The 16477-nt window shown below is 64.0% G+C and carries 16 protein-coding genes and 1 tRNA gene; 10 read left to right on the forward strand and 7 right to left on the reverse strand.

All coding sequences use genetic code 11. From position 1 onward, the window contains the following. Positions 1-26: 26 nt before the first annotated feature. From V5740_RS03810 to V5740_RS03825, 4 genes are all read left to right on the forward strand, one after another. Complete coding sequence (locus V5740_RS03810; protein ID WP_347303758.1) at positions 27-986, forward strand: ACP S-malonyltransferase; 960 nt, start codon at positions 27-29, stop codon at positions 984-986. Between the two features lie 13 nt (positions 987-999). Beyond that, positions 1000-1761: a 3-oxoacyl-[acyl-carrier-protein] reductase gene (gene fabG / locus V5740_RS03815; RefSeq protein ID WP_347303759.1), complete on the forward strand. Its 762-nt coding sequence runs from the start codon at positions 1000-1002 to the stop codon at positions 1759-1761. Positions 1762-1910: 149 nt separating this feature from the next. Beyond that, entirely contained in the window at positions 1911-3044 is a 1134-nt protein-coding gene (dnaN, locus tag V5740_RS03820) for a DNA polymerase III subunit beta (protein ID WP_347303760.1), read from the forward strand. 146 nt (positions 3045-3190) lie between these two features. Next, complete coding sequence (locus V5740_RS03825) at positions 3191-3499, forward strand: hypothetical protein (RefSeq protein ID WP_347303761.1); 309 nt, start codon at positions 3191-3193, stop codon at positions 3497-3499. Between the two features lie 55 nt (positions 3500-3554). Here the strand turns inward: V5740_RS03825 and V5740_RS03830 are convergent. Next, positions 3555-3629 (reverse strand) — tRNA-Asn (locus V5740_RS03830). A gap of 77 nt (positions 3630-3706) precedes the next feature. Next, positions 3707-4510, reverse strand: coding sequence for an NAD kinase (locus V5740_RS03835; protein WP_347303762.1), 804 nt, complete (start codon positions 4508-4510; stop codon positions 3707-3709). A 108-nt stretch (positions 4511-4618) separates the two neighbouring features. Between V5740_RS03835 and V5740_RS03840 the strand changes: the two genes are divergently transcribed. Continuing rightward, positions 4619-5902: a GGDEF domain-containing phosphodiesterase gene (locus V5740_RS03840; protein ID WP_347304435.1), complete on the forward strand. Its 1284-nt coding sequence runs from the start codon at positions 4619-4621 to the stop codon at positions 5900-5902. Between the two features lie 7 nt (positions 5903-5909). Here V5740_RS03840 and zapE read toward each other — a convergent pair whose 3' ends face one another. Continuing rightward, positions 5910-7040 (reverse strand): cell division protein ZapE, encoded by a 1131-nt coding sequence (gene zapE / locus V5740_RS03845; protein WP_347303763.1) that lies wholly within the window; start codon positions 7038-7040, stop codon positions 5910-5912. Between the two features lie 16 nt (positions 7041-7056). Further along, on the reverse strand, positions 7057-7839 hold the full coding sequence (locus tag V5740_RS03850) for a succinate dehydrogenase iron-sulfur subunit (protein WP_347303764.1): 783 nt from the start codon (positions 7837-7839) through the stop codon (positions 7057-7059). Between the two features lie 199 nt (positions 7840-8038). Between V5740_RS03850 and V5740_RS03855 the strand changes: the two genes are divergently transcribed. From V5740_RS03855 to V5740_RS03870, 4 genes are all read left to right on the forward strand, one after another. Continuing rightward, complete coding sequence (locus tag V5740_RS03855; protein ID WP_347303765.1) at positions 8039-9037, forward strand: acyltransferase; 999 nt, start codon at positions 8039-8041, stop codon at positions 9035-9037. Between the two features lie 2 nt (positions 9038-9039). Beyond that, the gene (locus tag V5740_RS03860) at positions 9040-10323 is read left to right on the forward strand and encodes a GDSL-type esterase/lipase family protein (RefSeq protein WP_347303766.1); all 1284 of its coding nucleotides are present in this window, start codon (positions 9040-9042) and stop codon (positions 10321-10323) included. A gap of 94 nt (positions 10324-10417) precedes the next feature. After that, complete coding sequence (locus tag V5740_RS03865) at positions 10418-11119, forward strand: inositol monophosphatase family protein (protein WP_347303767.1); 702 nt, start codon at positions 10418-10420, stop codon at positions 11117-11119. After that, on the forward strand, positions 11046-12587 hold the full coding sequence (locus tag V5740_RS03870; protein WP_347303768.1) for an N-acetylneuraminate synthase family protein: 1542 nt from the start codon (positions 11046-11048) through the stop codon (positions 12585-12587). Before V5740_RS03865 ends, V5740_RS03870 begins: the two co-directional genes overlap by 74 nt. A gap of 52 nt (positions 12588-12639) precedes the next feature. Here V5740_RS03870 and V5740_RS03875 read toward each other — a convergent pair whose 3' ends face one another. Continuing rightward, positions 12640-13380, reverse strand: coding sequence for a hypothetical protein (locus tag V5740_RS03875; RefSeq protein ID WP_347303769.1), 741 nt, complete (start codon positions 13378-13380; stop codon positions 12640-12642). A 127-nt stretch (positions 13381-13507) separates the two neighbouring features. Between V5740_RS03875 and V5740_RS03880 the strand changes: the two genes are divergently transcribed. Then, positions 13508-14146, forward strand: coding sequence for a haloacid dehalogenase-like hydrolase (locus tag V5740_RS03880; RefSeq protein WP_347303770.1), 639 nt, complete (start codon positions 13508-13510; stop codon positions 14144-14146). On the opposite strand, the gene V5740_RS03885 is transcribed toward V5740_RS03880, so the two are convergent. Then, a complete protein-coding gene (locus V5740_RS03885) occupies positions 14136-15254 on the reverse strand; it encodes a glycosyltransferase family 4 protein (protein WP_347303771.1) in 1119 nt (372 codons plus the stop codon). The two genes, V5740_RS03880 and V5740_RS03885, sit on opposite strands and share 11 nt — an antisense overlap. Then, entirely contained in the window at positions 15247-16413 is a 1167-nt protein-coding gene (locus V5740_RS03890) for a hypothetical protein (protein ID WP_347303772.1), read from the reverse strand. Before V5740_RS03890 ends, V5740_RS03885 begins: the two co-directional genes overlap by 8 nt. Between the last annotated feature and the right edge of the window lie 64 nt (positions 16414-16477).

A 16477-nucleotide genomic window follows, 5' to 3' on the forward strand; every position in this document is an offset into this window, starting at 1 on the left:
CGCCCGCCACACAGAAGGAGAGGCAGATGGCCCAAGCATTCCTGTTCCCCGGCCAGGGAAGCCAGAAGGTCGGCATGGGCCGCGACCTGGCGGAAGCGAGCACCGCCGCACGCGCCGTGTTCCAGGAGGTTGACGACGCGCTGGGCCAGCACCTGTTTCGCCTGATGGTTGAAGGGCCGGAAGACCAACTGACGCTTACCGAGAATGCGCAGCCCGCGATCATGGCCAATGCCATCGCAGTTTTGCGCGTGCTGGAGGCGGAAGGCGGTTTCAGCCTGCAGGCGCATGGCGAATGCGTCGCCGGCCATTCGCTGGGTGAATACACCGCGCTGTGCGCCGCGGGCGCTTTCACGCTGGCCGATACCGCTCGTTTGCTGAAGCTGCGTGGACAGGCGATGCAGGCGGCCGTGCCGGTTGGGGTAGGCGCGATGTGTGCGCTGCTCGGTGCCGACCTCGCCAAAGCCACCGCGTTGGCTGAAGCGGCGAGCGCCCAGCTGTTGAGCGATGGCAGGCCTGCCCTGTGTCAGGTCGCCAACGACAACGATCCAGGACAGGTCGTGTTGTCAGGTCACCGAGAAGCGATCGAGAGAGCTGTCGCCATGGTGAAGGAACATGGGATCAAGCGCGGCGTCCTGTTGCCCGTATCGGCCCCGTTCCACTGTGATCTGATGGCGCCGGCAGCCGATGCCATGGCTGAGGCGCTGGAGCGCACGTCGCCCGCACCCATGCTGCTGCCGGTGTATGCCAATGTCACTGCCGCACTGGTCAGCGACCCCGCAGTGGAGCGGGACCTGCTGGTGCGCCAGGTTACCGGTCGCGTCCGCTGGCGCGAAAGCATCCTGGCCATGGGCGAGGGCGGAATTGAACGTTTCGTCGAATTCGGCGGCAAGGTGGTCGGGCCGATGGTCGGTCGCACGCTGCCCGATGCCGCAGTCACCAGCGTGGTGACGATGGCGGACATCGAGGCTTTCGCAAAGACACTCTGAGGAGCACGACACCATGTTCGACCTTACCGGAATGACCGCCCTCGTCACCGGAGCAAGCGGCGGGATCGGTTCGTCCGTTGCCCGAGCCCTGGCTTCGCAGGGTGCACGGCTGGCGCTCAGCGGCTCCAACCCTGCCAAGCTGCGTGCCTTCCGCGAGGAGCTGAACGCCAGCCACCCTCCGCGCGAAGCCGATGGTCATGTGGAGATCACCTGCAACCTGTCCGACACCACTCAGGTGGAGGAACTGGTGCCCGCCGCGCTCGACACGTTCGGCAAACTCGACATTCTGGTCAACAATGCCGGCATCACGCGCGACAACCTGGCGCTGCGGATGAAGGATGCCGAATGGGACGAGGTGATCCGCATCAACCTGGAGGCCGCGTTCCGCCTGATGCGTGCGGCGGCGAAGCCGATGATGAAGGCGCGCTTCGGCCGGATTGTTTCGGTGACCTCCATTGTCGGCACGACGGGCAATCCCGGTCAGATGAACTACGCCGCCGCCAAGGCCGGGCTGACCGGCATGAGCAAGAGCCTTGCAGCCGAGCTGGCGCAGCGCGGTGTGACGGTGAACTGCGTGGCACCCGGCTTCATTCGCACGGCGATGACCGATGCGCTGGCCGACGCGCAGAAGGAGGCGCTGTCCGGCCGTATTCCGATGGGCCGCATGGGCGAGGGGGAGGAGATCGGCGCCGCCGTCGCTTACCTCGCGAGCCGGGAAGCCGGCTACGTCACTGGGCAGACGCTGCACGTGAACGGCGGCATGGCGATGATCTGACGCCTGCATGGCGGCGCGTTATCCCCAACCTTGGCGGTGCATGCGCCATTCCGGCTTGCCGCCAAGGTCCCCTGCGCTAAGGATGGGACACGTCTGTTGTGGGCGCCGGCAACGCTCTGGCCGGGCCCGAGAGGGGTTGAAGTGACGCCATGAAGGCCAGAATCGAACGCGCCAAGCTGCTGCGCTGCTTGTCCCACGTCCAGTCGGTGGTGGAACGTCGCAACACTATCCCGATCTTGTCCAACGTCCTGATCGAGGCGGCGGGCGATGGCACCGTGAAGATCATGGCCACCGACCTTGACCTGCAGGTGGTGGAAAGTGTGCAGGCCAACGCGGTGGAAGGTGCAGGCGCGATCACCGTGTCCGCTCACCTGCTGTTCGACATCGCCCGCAAGCTGCCTGACGGGGCAGAGGTAAGCCTGGAGGCGGCCGATAACCGCATGACGGTGAAGGCCGGGCGCAGCCGGTTCCAGCTGCCGACGCTGCCGCGCGACGATTTCCCGGTGATCGTGGAAGGCGACCTGCCGACAAGTTTTGAATTGCCGGCCAAGCAGCTGGCCGAACTGATCGACCGGACCCGCTTTGCGATCTCCACGGAAGAGACGCGTTACTACCTCAACGGCATCTTCCTGCATGTCAGCGAGGATGGCGGCGACGGGCCGCTGCTGCGTGCCGCGGCGACGGATGGCCACCGGCTAGCCCGCTTCACCCTGCCGCGGCCGGACGGAGCCGATGGCATGCCCGACGTGATCGTGCCGCGCAAATGCGTGGCCGAGTTGCGCAAGCTGCTGGAAGAGGCGCTGGAGCACAATGTCGAGATCGACCTGTCCGCCAGCAAGATCCGCTTCACCCTGGGCGGGGAGGGCGGGGTGGTGCTGACCAGCAAGCTGATCGACGGCACATTCCCGGATTACAGCCGCGTCATCCCGACTGCCAATGACAAGCTGCTGAAGCTGGACCCGCGCTCCTTCTACGAAGGGGTTGATCGCGTCGCTACCATCGCCACGGAGAAGACCCGCGCGGTCAAGATGGGGCTTGATACCGATCGCGTGACCCTGTCTGTCACCAGTCCAGACAATGGCACCGCGGCGGAAGAAGTGCCAGCCAGCTACACCGCCCAAGGGCTCGAGATTGGGTTCAACGCCAATTACCTGAAGGACATCCTTGGGCAGATCGACGGCGACACGGTGGAGATGCACCTGGCCGACCCGAACGCTCCGACTCTGATCCGCCAGGATGAAAAGGCTGCCGCCCTCTACGTACTGATGCCCATGCGAGTCTGACCCGGCCGCTATTCTCCTGACTGCCCCTTCATGACGCCCGTCGCATTCTGTGCGGCGGGCGTTTTGCCATGTGTTCTGCGGAGGGCTTAACCTCGGGTGCGGGGGTGTGGTAAGCTTCGCTGCACAAACGATAAAGGAGAGCAGGCATGGGCAGCAAGTTCGACCAGCGTGACGTGCATCATGAGCTGGTGAATGTGGGCCTCCGGGCGCAGGCAACCGCAGCCGGCTTCGTCGAGTTGTGCAAGGAGCTGAAGGCGACGGGCGCACTGGACGACAACGCGATGAGCCGCATCAAAGATGCCATTGCGGACGAAGTGGCGCTGACCTGTCCACGCTCAATTCCACGTACCGAGTTCCGCCGCGACATTTGCCGCCGGCTGGACGCGCTGTTCACCGGGCGGGAAAAGATCGGTGACGCCGATGCGCTGGATTTCGCTTCCGCTCGCAACGACTAGGAGCGTTGCACCAAAAGGGCGAGGGTGGCCCCGGCTGGTGCCGCCGGAAGGATGTTGGCTCCCCGAGTAGGATTCGAACCTACGGCCATTCGATTAACAGTCGAATGCTCTACCGCTGAGCTATCGGGGAGCAGCCCGTCGCCGGGCAGGGGTGCGCCTATATGAAGGCCTGAACCCTTTGGCAAGGGCCACTTTCGCTATGAGGGCTTAATGCGCGAATTGTTCGGCGACGATCCGCTCGTCCAGCGCATGATGCGGGTCGAACAGCAACGTCATTTCTTGCTCGCGGGCAATGGCGAGGCGAACCTCGGCGATGTTTCGCACCTCTCGTTGATCCGCCACGGCGGAGACGGGGCGCTTGTCGGGTTCCAGCACGCGGAACGTCACCCGGCTGCGATCAGGCAGGATTGCGCCTTTCCACCTTCGTGGACGGAACGGGCTGATCGGAGTGAGCGCCAGCATCTGCGAATCAAGCGGCAGGATCGGGCCGCTGGCGGAGTAGTTGTAGGCCGTGGAGCCGACAGGCGTCGCCAGCAATACGCCATCGCCCGCCAGTTCGGGCAGGCGCACCCGATCATTGACGCTGATCTCGATCTTGGCCGTCTGCCGCGTCTCGCGCAGCAGAGAGAGTTCGTTGATGGCGAACATCCGGTGCGTCCTGCCGGAGCGCGTGACAGCTTCGACGGCGAGCGGCGACACCGCGATGGGTCGGGCATGCGCTAGGCGATCGATGATGTTCATCGCCCGATGGTAGCGATTCATTAGGAAGCCTACCGTTCCGGCGTTTACCCCATATACCGGGCGTACGCGGCCGGTGTCGATCATGTGGTGCAGGGCATCCAGCATGGTGCCGTCGCCACCGATCACGACCACTATGTCGGCCTCTTCCAGGGTCGCCCACTCGACTGTTCCTCGGAGCACCGCGGCCACCTCTTGCGCACGCGGAGCCGTAGATACGAACAGTGCCAGGCGCCGGTCGGGCGTCGCCTCAACTGGCGGATTGTCTCCCATGGGCACAACCCTACCGGCGCGGTGTCGTTTTGCAACGCACCACGCTATGTCCCCTCGTGCGCCGGCTTGCGGTAGCGTGGCGAAACGATCGGCAGGGTGGCTATTCGCGTGGATACGGACAGTCTTACCGGCCTGGCCGGTCTGGATGCCGCGCGCAGGCGACTGGCCGCGTGGCAGAACGCGGCCGCAATGCGCGAGGGCGCACCGCCGATCCACGCCATGCTGCTGCGGTTTCGCAGCTTTTCGTCCATCAATCTTGCTTACGGCCTGGCTGCCGGCGACCGCACCCTGACGACCATAGCCGATCGCCTCAGGGCCTTCTGCGAGCAGTGCTCCCCGGGAGAACACGTGCTGGCGCGCGTCGGCGGTGGCAGCTTCCTGGTGGCGACACAGCGCCCGCTGTCGCGCGAACAATGGCAGGGCCTGGCGGAGGAAGCGGCACTCACTGTTGCCGAGCCAATCATGGATGCGGGTGGCGGGACGGTGCGGCTGTGGCCCCGTATCGCCCTGCTCCGAAGTCTGCCGGATGCCTCGCCCGACATGATCCTGGGCCAGCTCGCAAACACCTTGGACCGCGCGCCGGAGCAGCCCGCGCGTCGGTTATTGTGGGCGGACGGAGTGACCGCTTTGGCCGAGCCGTTGGCCCGCCAGCTGGAAGCCGACCTGCTGCATGCGCTGGACCGCGACGAGATCGAGGTTCTGTTTCAGCCTCAATACGCCTCGGTCACGGGGCGATTAGTCGGGGCCGAGGCGCTGGCCCGCTGGCGCCATCCGGAGCTTGGGCGTCTGAGTGCGACCGACCTTTTCGCCATTGCGGAACGGGCCGACCATATCGCGCCGCTGTCGCGCCATCTGGCGGCAATGGCGCTACGCAGCGCCGCATCCTGGCCGCAGGATCTGCGACTGTCGCTCAACGTCACAGCGGATGAGCTGTCGGCGTCGGATTTCGCTGCGAGCCTTGCCGAAACGGTACAGCTCAGCGGCTTCTCGCAGGATCGTATGACGGTTGAAATCACCGAACAGTCGCTGGTTGCCGATCTCGACTGGTCGGCAACGCAACTGGCTACGCTGGCAGCGGCCGGTGCATGCATCGCTCTTGACGATTTCGGCGCGGGTTTCTGCAATTTCCGTTATCTCAAGCTCTTGCCGGTTCATTACCTCAAGCTCGATCGAAGCATGGTGGATGGCATTCTCGACGATCCACGCGACCTGGCCGTGCTGCGTGGCATCACCGCCATGGCGCGGGCACTGGACCTGACTGTGGTGGCGGAAGGGATTGAGACGGAGGCGCAACGCGCGGCTATAACGGCAGAAGGCTGCGCGATCTGGCAAGGTTTCCTGGGTGCCCGCCCTTTGACTGATGTCGAGTTCACGGCCCTGTTGGAGCCGTAGCTCCGGTCTAATCCTCGGTACCGTGCCCCAGCGCCATGTAGCTGTCGCTCTGCATCTCTTCCAACCGGCTGACCGTGCGTTCAAATTCGAAGCTGCCGCCGTCCTGCGTGGCGGGCTGACAGTACAACTCGGCTGGTGGCACGGCGGCCGCGGCGAACAGCTTCACCTTGTGTTCGTACAAGGCGTCGATCAGCGTGACGAAGCGGGCTGCCTCATTGCGCGTCTCCGGTCCCAGTTGCGGGATGCCAGCGATGAACACGGTGTGGAACTCGCGCGCTATGGCGAGGTAATCGGCCGCGCCACGCGGCTCCACACACAAGCGCTTGAAGGAGAACACGCCCACCCCCTTCAAGGTTTTGGGGACGTGCAGCTTCCGGCCGCCGCCGACGTCAAGCTCGCATGATGGCACATGCGCGGCATCCTCCGGCGGGTAGTCGGTCAGCCGGAAGAATGCCTCTCGCAGGCGGGCCGTGGTCTCGTCTCCCAATGGCCAGAGCCAACGGTCGAGATCACCGACGCGGTCCAGCCGGTAATCGGTTGGCCCGTTCAATCCCAGCACATCCAGTTCCTGCTCGATCAAAGCAATAAAGGGCAGGAAATGCTCTCGGTTCAGCCCATCCTTGTAGAGAGCGGCAGGCACGCGGTTGCTGGTTGTGACAATTGTCACGCCTTCGTCCACGATCAGAGCGCGGAACAGCCGGCTCATGATCATTGCATCGGCCGAGTTGTTGACCACCATCTCGTCGAAGGCGAGCACGCGGATACCATTGGCGATAGCGGCAGCGACAGGCGGGATTGGGTCGCCACTTTCGCTGCGGCGCGCATCGCGCAGGCGGCCATGAACCTCCTGCATGAAGGCGTGGAAATGGACCCGGCGCTTTTCTGAGATGGGCAGGGTATTGTGGAACAGGTCCATCAGCATGGACTTGCCGCGGCCAACACCGCCCCACATGTACACGCCCCGCGGACGCTGTCGGCGTCCGCCTAGCAGACGGCGTAACCAGCCCCCTTCGCTGTCGTCGTCGCGCAACTCCCGCTGTAACAGGTCGAGACGCTCTGCCGCGGCGGCCTGTTCCGCGTCCGCGCGCAACTCGCCACGAAGGACGAGCGCGCGATACTCCTCAATCATACTGGACAAGGGTATGCGCGCAGCCTCAGGCCGCGCGTTCCACCAGCATCTTCTTGGTCTCGGCAATCGCCTTGGCCGGGTTCAATCCCTTCGGGCAGACATTCGCGCAGTTCATGATGGTGTGGCAGCGGTACAGCCGGAACGGATCCTCCAGCTGATCCAAGCGCTCCCCGGCCATCTCATCACGGCTGTCGGCAAGCCAGCGATAGGCCTGCAGCAGGATCGCCGGGCCCAGGAACTTGTCGCTGTTCCACCAGTAACTGGGACATGCAGTGGAGCAGCAAGCGCACAGGATGCACTCGTAAAGGCCGTCCAGCTTCTCGCGTTGCTCCGGCGTCTGCAGCCGTTCCTTGCCGCTCGGCGTCGTGGTAACGGTCTGCAACCAAGGCCGGATTGAGGCATACTGGGCGTAGAAGTGGCTGAAATCCGGCACCAGATCCTTGATGACACTCATGTGCGGCAGCGGGGTGATGCGGATCTCGCCCTTCAGATCCTCCATGGATGTGGTGCAGGCGAGGCCATTCTTGCCATTCATGTTCATCGAGCATGACCCGCAGATACCCTCGCGGCAGGAGCGACGAAAGGTTAGGGTCGGATCGATCTCGTTCTTGATCTTGATCAGCGCGTCCAACACCATCGGGCCGCACTGGTCGAGATCAATCTCGAAGGTATCATAACGTGGGTTCTGCCCACTGTCGGGATCCCAACGGTAGATGCGGAATTTCTGCACGCGATTGGCGCCTTGGGCGGTGTGCGCCTTCCCCTTCGCGGAGATCTTGCTGTTCTTGGGAAGGGTGAAGGTTGCCATGTGTCTGACGCGTCCCTGATGCCGGATAAGGCTTGATCTCGCAGATGCGGCCTATCTAGTCACTACGGGTTGGAGGGCAAGAAAACTCTGGGTCATTGCGAGTCACTAGCGAAAATTGACGCCCTCGGCGCTTTGTGTGTGGCTGACAATGGTTCCGGTCCGTGTTGCATTCGATTGTGCAGTGCAGCATTGTGTCGGAGTGTCATCCGCCATCGTGCCTCCTGGTAGATTCGCCACCCTTGACGGGATGCGCGGCGTCGCGGCGTTGATCGTTATAGCGTTCCATTATGAAGGCATCTTCCCTGTCGAGGTTGCTGGCGGCTACCTAGCAGTCGACCTGTTCTTCATGCTGAGCGGGTTCGTGCTCGCCGCCGTTTATGTGCCTCGATTTGAACGCGGCATGGGCATGCGCAACTTCATGATCAGCCGCGCGCGGCGGCTTTATCCCTTCTATCTGTTCGGTCTGATGTTGGGTCTCGGCGCGCGTGCGTGGCAAGATCCGGGGAGCGCTTTGCTGGCGCTGCCATTGGGTCTGCTTGGTCTCCCAACACCTGGCGATGGGCCAGAATACCTTTATCACCTGAACTCCGCATATTGGTCGTTGTTCGCCGAATGGGTGATCAACGTTGCCTTCGTGCTCATTCTGTGGCGCTTGCCAGCGATCCTGCTGGCGATTGTCGCGGCGGCTGGCGCGGCCGGGCTGGTGTGGGCATGGCAGGTCACCGGGACGCTGGATGGCGGGGCCCACTGGGCCGATGCATGGATCGGCCTTGCACGGGTTCAATTCGGCTTTGCGATGGGCATGCTGCTCCACCGTGCGTTTGTCCGGTACGATCTTGGCCGCTGGCGCACCCATCCAGGTTGGCTGGGTCTTGCTCTGCCGGTGCTGATGCTGCCCTGCTACTGGGGTCCCGATCTTTTGGTCGTCATGCTGGTCTTCCCCGCACTGGTACTCGTCGGTGCGATGATGGAACCGCGCAAGGCCAATATGTCGCTCTGGCTTGGCGAAATCTCCTATCCACTATATTGCTTGCACGGCCCATTGCAGATCCCGATCCGGGGTATCGCGGTGCGTACGCCGTGGCCCGAGCTTGTCGGTCTGGTCGGTTATGGGGGAACGTTGGTGTTTACCATTGTGCTGATGCAGGTTGCAGCGCGCGCGCTTCGTGGACCTCGCCCGATCCCGGCCACGACCTGAACATGGACCAGATGACCGGCGCCAGCACTGGCGCGTGGAGCCGGCGGGCCGCCCTGATGCAAGGCGGGGCGTATTTGCTGCTTACCGGTTGCGGCGGCGACGGTGGCAACGGTTCTTCGGCGCCACCGGTAGCTGGGCCCGCGCCGGTGCCATCTCCTGTACCGTCGTCAACCTCCGCGCCGCTGCCGGCCCCCCGATACAATTTGGCAATCGCTACTGAGAGCTGGGGCGATGGCGCCTTCAAGATGGAGGGTGGGGCTGCGATAAGCACAAGCGCGGTGCAGGATGTGACCGTGGATGGCAGGACCATTCGGTTGCGGCAGATCACCTTGACCGACGCCCAGTCCATCATCCGGTACGCGCCGCAGCCCTCTCCGTTTATTGCCGGCCGGACGTATTTGATCAGCTTCTACGCCAGGCTCGCCAGCGTGGGAGATACCTTTGTTTGGATGCGTTCGGTCGTGCCGGCCGGGCGTGGGCATGAACCCAAGCTTCTGGGACAAGCGGTCACGCGCATCTGGACGCGGGTGGTGGCGATTGGCCCGACCAGTGTAGCGCCCGTGTCCGAACCGACCATTGGTGCCGGTGCGCAGTCCGGACAGGGCATGCCGATATTGCTATGCCGGGGCGGCGCTGTCAGCGGGCCGGTCACTCTGTTCGCGGGTGGGTTGCAGATCGAGGAAGTGCCGCAAGACCGCGTCGCTATCGCAGTGATGGGTGACTCGACCCAGAACATGGACGGCAACCCGCGTGATGACCAAGCGGCGCAGAGCCCTTCCAGATGGCTGTCCGCAAGTCTGAGGCTGCCGGTCTTCAATCGCGCGATCAGCGGCAACGGCGTCAGCCAAATGGCGGCACGCTGGAATACCGACATGAGCCCGCTGGCGCCGAATGCCGGCTGGGCGATCATCCAGGGCGGCGTCAATGACGTGCATCGCGGCGTGGCGCTGCCGGTGATTCAAGATGCCATAAATCAGATGGCGGGCATGGCGGAGCGGGACGGGATGCGGCCGGTCGTGTGTACCGCCACCCCGACCCACTATGCCGATTCTGCAGAGCGAGTGGTGCGCGATCAGCTGAACGGCTGGATACGGGCCAACTTCGCGCGAGTGATCGACCTCGATGCAGCGCTGCGCGATCCCACCGATCTGCAGCGACTGGCGACTGCGAATACCATCGATGGTACGCACTACACGCAGACGGGCGACAGGCTGGCAGGCCTCCTCATGGCAGGGCAGCCTTTCTGGTCTGCAGCCGCGCCGAACGCTTACGAACCTGTCGCCTAACAATTCTGCGGGGTTTGTTAGCGTCGTTGTGCAGTGCAGCGCAGCGATGTAGTGGCGTTGCGGGATGAACATTCAATCAGGCGGCAGACGGCACGTGATTACGCAATGGCTTCACCAGCTCGGCGATGCGATCGAAGCTGCCCTGCCGACCATCCTGGCCGGCCGCAGCGAGATCGTGGAGAAGCCGGACGGATCGCTGGTGACGGCGGGTGACCTTTATGTCGAGTCCCTGGTGGTTGATGCCATGGCGCGCGACCTGCCGGATGCCGTGCTGTTGTCCGAAGAACGCATTCTTCCTGAACAGCGGCTGGACGATGCCTTCTTCGTGATCGTCGATCCGATCGATGGGACGGAGAACTTCGCTGCGGGCCTGAAGGAGTGGGGCACCGGCGTCAGCGTGTGGGATCGCGGCACGCATCTCGGCTCCATGCTGCTGATGCCCGAATTGCACGAGCGGTTGGTCACGGGCGATAGCATCCCCAAGCTGCAGAGCCGGATCACCGGTCTGTCCTCCACCATCGATGAAACGGTCCGCGCCGCGCTGGAAGGTGGCGGGGAGTATCGGATCATCGGCTGCGCGGTGTACAACCTCTACAATGTGGTGCGCGGCGCTTATACAAGGTTCCTGAACCCGCGTGGCGCCTATGTCTGGGACCTGCTGCCCGGAATCATGCTGGCGGCCGAACACGGCTGCGACATCGAGATCAATGGAGAAGCTTTTGATGGCGGATATCTCGACCCGGCTCGGCGACATCGCGTCGACATACGGCACCGATACGATCTTCATCCTGGGTAAGGGCGCGTCCGCCGACCAGGTCGAACGCGATGTGTTCGATCGCGGCACGGTGATCGCGATCAACGATGCGGAGGCGATCACGCCGGCTGACATCACCGTGTTTCACGCCGACTGGGTGGCGGAGGCGCTGAAGGCTAGCGGCTGGCGTTCGCGCCTCTATGTATCGTCGAGCAATTTGGTTCCGGCGACCGCGCCGCAGGTGCGCGTCCCCTACGTCCCGCAGACGCAGGAGAGCAGCGACCTCATCATGCAGCGCTTCCTGTCGGACGAGCTGGTGGTTGAGGACGTGATGTTCCTCACCGCTCTGAAGCTCGCCAGGCTGATGGCGCGGCAGCGCGGTCGTACTCAGCGGGTCTACATGGTCGGGTTCGATTTTTCGACAGACACCGGCTATTCCAGCGCGATCACCCACGATTTCTCCGACGCGAGCGAGGCGGAGAAGAGCGCCAAGATTTCCATCCAGGAATTCTTCCTGCTGAACGCGCTGTATTTTGCGCGCGGCAGCGAGATCGAGATCGAGCATGTCGGTCACCGTCCGTTCAGCGCCCTGACGCCGCAGCAGCTGAATGAGCGCCTGAGCCGGCGCGTCGCCAAGGCAGAAAGCAGCCGCAAGCGCGAGGGCGCGCATGTGGACATCGTGGCCGAACTCACCACCAACCACTTCGGCGATCGCAGCCGGCTGGAACGGATGGTCCGTTCCGCCAAGGCAGCGGGCGCCGATTACGTGAAGGTGCAAAAGCGCGATGTGGAAAGCTTCTATACCGCAGAACAGCTCGCCAGCCCGTATCGCTCGCCTTTCGGCCCGACTTTCCGAGATTATCGCCACGCGCTGGAACTGACGGTGGATGATTTCGGCTTCTTGGACGATCTGTGCCGGGAGCTTGAGATCGGCTGGTTCGCCTCCGTGCTGGATCAGCCCTCCTTCGAGTTCATGCTGCAGTTCGACCCCGGTATCATCAAGCTGCCGTCGACGATCTCGGAGCACAAGGACTACCTGGAATTCGTCGGCCGCAACTATTCCAAAGGGCTGATCCTCTCCACCGGCATGACGGACGAGCGTTACGAACGCTGGGTGCTGGAAAACTTCGCGGGCATGTCGACTTTCTACCTGCTCCAGTGCAACAGCGCCTATCCGACGCCGCTGCACGATTGCGACGTGGGGGTGGTGCGGCACTATCACGACCTGTCGCTACGCGATCCGCGCATCGTGCCCGGTTATTCGTCGCACGATTTCGGCTGGCTGGCGAGCCAACTGGCAGTGGCGGCGGGCGCGCGTATGATCGAGAAGCACGTGAAGCTCGGCAATACCGAGTGGGCGCATTTCGATGCGGTTGCGGTCGACCTGGAGACAGGCGCCTTCCGCGAGTTCGTCGATCATGTGCGTGAGGCGGAGATGATCGTCGGCACCGACCAGAAGCGGGTCAACGATAGCGAGCATCACAAGTACTTCCGCGCCGACGCGGCCTGACCGGGTACCGGAATGCCGATGCGGGGCTGGTGAGCCCCGCATCGGCCAAGTACTAGATCAGCGTGAAGTCAGGGCGTGGGATACCGTGCGCGTCGATCCATGCCTCTGTCGTGGCCAGATCCTCCATGGAATGCACGTCCAGGCACCCTTCCGTGACGTAAGGTTTGATGCGCTGGCCCATGCATGGCCACGGCGGCTGTCCGTTGGGGTCGCGCGCGGTCGCGGCGCGGATAGCCCAGATCGAATGATCGAAGAAGTACGCGACCGGCAGATCCTGCCGATTGGCGGACACGGTCCCGTCCAGCGGTACGAAGGGGCGCATGATGCCATCCGCATCGACTCCCTTGGCGCGCATCGGGTGATACTCGGACTGTTCGTGGCTGGGCACCACTGCCGTCAGGCTCGGATCCGCGATTAGCATCTCGATGCAATCATCGATGATCTCCTCGCTGATCGTGCCGACATTGGCGTGCTGCACGATCACGATGTCGACCGGCGCCTCCGCCTCCATGAAGTCGAGCGCGTGCAGCACGGCATCCGTACTCTGCGCCGTTGCGGAGGCGAGTTCGGGCGGGCGGCGAATGGGCGTATAGCCGGCTACCGCCGCCGTCTCCAGGATCGCATCGTCATCGCTGCTGGTGTAGAACCGGGTGACATACTTGCTGCGCCGGGCCGCTGCCGCCGTCCATTGCAGCAGTGGTATGCCGTGTACCGGCAAGATGTTCTTATTCTTCAGAGAACTGCCGCCGCGGCCAATGATCAAAGCGGCCACGACGGGCGAAGTGTCGGTCACGAATAAATCCCCTTGCATCAGGCGCCGCCCCGTGCAGCCGACCTTTTCTGGCAGGTGGCGGCACCCTGATCAATGGTGCAGCCCCCCGCTTGCCCCGTAGATGGTTAGCGGGCAGGGCGCCTGCGCGATGAAGCTGACCATCTATGACCTCGACGGCACCTTGCTGCGACGATCCACATACACGCCGTTCCTGCTATTCGCCGCCCGACGCCTGGCACCGTGGCGACTGGTCCTCGCGCCCGTGTGGGTGATGCTGATGGTAGCGCACAAGGCCGGCCTGATTGATCGCACGCGCCTGAAGGCGGCAGGCATGCGCCTGCTCATCGGCTGTCCTCGGCCGAAGCGGCTCGAAAACGTGACTGCCCGGTTCGTCGCCAATCGACTGGGCGACCTGCAGCCCGGCGCACGCGCGGCGCTGGAACGTGATCGGCAGGAGGGGCGGATCGTCGTCATCGCCACGGCCGCCTACGCCTTCTACGCCCGTCATTTCGCCGCCGCATTGCAGGTGCCGCACCTGCTCGGCAGCGACTGGCAGGCGGGCACTCAGGCGTCGCCCAATTGCTACGGTCCGGAAAAGTTGGCGCGTGTGGAGCGCTGGCTGGCGGAGCAGGGCGAGGCGCCCGAGACCATCCGGTTCTACAGCGACAGCTTTGCAGATGCGCCGCTGCTCGACCATGCTGACGAGCCAATCTTCGTGACGCGCAACGCCGGCAAGGCGCGGCGCGCCGTGGCGCGTGGATGGCAGGTGACGGATTTCAGCCGCTGATGCGCGGAGCGGCGGCGCCTAGGATGGTGGCGACATGCCGGTGCCAGCAGAAGGTTGCCCGGGCGTGCGCCTCCGCCGCCTGCCCCATCTTCCGACGATGCAGCGGGTCGGTGACGAGCCGCCGGACAGCCTGGTTCAGGGCATCCTGGTCGCGGCCGCATACCGCCGATCCGGTGACCTCCTCCTCCACCAGTTCAATCGCGCCGCCTTCACGCCCGATCACCACGGCACAGCCTGCCGCCATCGCATCCGCGATCGTGATGCCAAACCCTTCGAAGTCCTTGCCACAATCGGTCATGACCTGTGGGTGGAGGAAGATGTCGGCTTCGGCATAAAGCCGTTGGGTCTCCGCCGTCGGCATGTAGCCCCTGACTTCGACCCGGTCGTCCAGATCTAGCTCCGCCACCAGCGCGCGCACTTCGTCCAATGCAGGCCCACGCCCCCCGATGACGTAGCGGAAGGGCAACCCCTCGTCCCGCATCGTCGCCAATGCGCGTACGCAGGCGGCGATGTTCTTGCGCGGCTCCAGCCGGCAAAGCGAGAAGATCAGCGGCCCGGTATCGCGCCGCGCATCCGCGGGGCGCGGGACATCGGCGCTGAGGCCATTCCACGCCACGGTGATCGGCGGGCAGTGCTCGCCCAGCCTGGCGCGCAGCTTGCCGGCGGAAAAGTGACTGACCGTGCAGATCGCCTCGGCATGGCTGGCGATCCGTTGCATCAGCGCCAGCCGCATGCGTCCGCCATACATGAACTCGCGCCCATGGAAGGTCGTGACGTAGGGCAGGCCCATCAGCATCGGCAGCATGGAGGTTCGCCATGTCGTCCCATGCACCAAATCGGGCACGTTCCCCTGCCGCATTTGGCGCCGCATTGCCTGACGTAGCCGCCATGGCAGCAGCGCGGCGGGCTTTGCCCCCACATCCGCCAGCAACACCGGACCATGCGGGCCATGACGGGGGCCGCACTTAGTCTGCGTGAACACCGTCACCTGGGCCCCGGCTGCGGCATAGGCGTGCGCGACCTCCTCTGCATAGGTCTGCATGCCGCCTTCCTCCGCAGCGTAGCCCTTGGCCATGACCCAGATGCGCCGGCCGGCAAGGTCATGCATCGGAAGTGCTGCCCGCCAGAAAGTCGATGATCGCCTGAGCCGATCGCAGGGCGGAAGAGCGTTGGGTCAGGCTGAACGTGTCTGCCAGCAGCGCCCGCTGTGTGGGCAGATAGTCCATGTGCCGTACCATCGCCTGCTCCGACGCCGTCAGAATGTCGCTGCCGGGCCCGATTACCGGCCCGGCATGCCAATGGGCATAGTCGGGATCATCGCGCCAGGCCACACCATGCGCATCCAGCGCCAGACACGGACGCGGGCGGATCAGGTATTCGTAGATCTGGCTGCTGACGTCCCCGATATATAGGTCGGCTCGGTTGGTGTAGCTCATGTCGCTACTGGCCGGGCTGCCGAGATCGACCATGATGTTTGCCGCGCCGTGGGTGTCAGGCCGATGCATGCGGCGGATGGCCGGCGGGCTTATCGTGACGGTCCAGTTCCGCCGAAAAAGCATGACATGCGGGGCGAATATCAGATTGAACCGGTCGCTTGCGGCAAAGGCATCCAGCACGGATTGTCCCATCCGGTACCAGCTCGACAGCCGGGGCGAGGGGTGCGGAGCATACAGGACCGTTGGCCGCTCCGCATCGGGGAAGAGGAGCCTTATCGGCGATGCATCGGCATAAAGGTCGAACTTGGCATAGCCGACCACCGCAATGCGTGCAGGGTTGACGCCCGCTTCCGCCACAAGCCGCCGAGCGATCTTGGGGCCGGAGACCAGCACCAGGTCGAACAGGGCGCTTTCGCGACCGAACCCGATCGCCCGATCGCCGGCACCATGTCGCGTATGGATGATACGAAGGTTATCCAGCCCGTAACGAGTGCGCAGCAGCAGGCTGGTCTTCTCCGATACGATCAGTGCATCGAAGCCGCGGAAGAAATCGAGATTGTCGCGGTACAGTAGGATTTTGCGCGCCGGCAGCAGGCCATCCAGCGTATGCGCCAGCCTGCGTGTCAGCGGGCCGGCGAGCGATAGTTCCTCCAAATGGCAACGCGCCAGCCGGCCACCTGCCAGCCGCCGCACATGCGCTGCCAGGGCGTCGCTCGCCACCGCCAGCGTCACATCGGCCGCGCCTGTTTCGGCCAGAGCGAGGGCGATCGGCAGGCTGTGCGCCACCTGATGCAGCTGGTCGTGGTTGAACAGGAAGCAGACGCGCGTCATTGGCCGGGGCGCTAGCGCACGAGCATTGCGCTCGCCAACTTGTATCTTGCGGCAAGCTGCGCCA

The sequence above is a fragment of the Croceibacterium sp. TMG7-5b_MA50 genome (assembly GCF_039830145.1).
In the GTDB taxonomy this organism is placed as follows: Bacteria; Pseudomonadota; Alphaproteobacteria; order Sphingomonadales; family Sphingomonadaceae; genus Croceibacterium.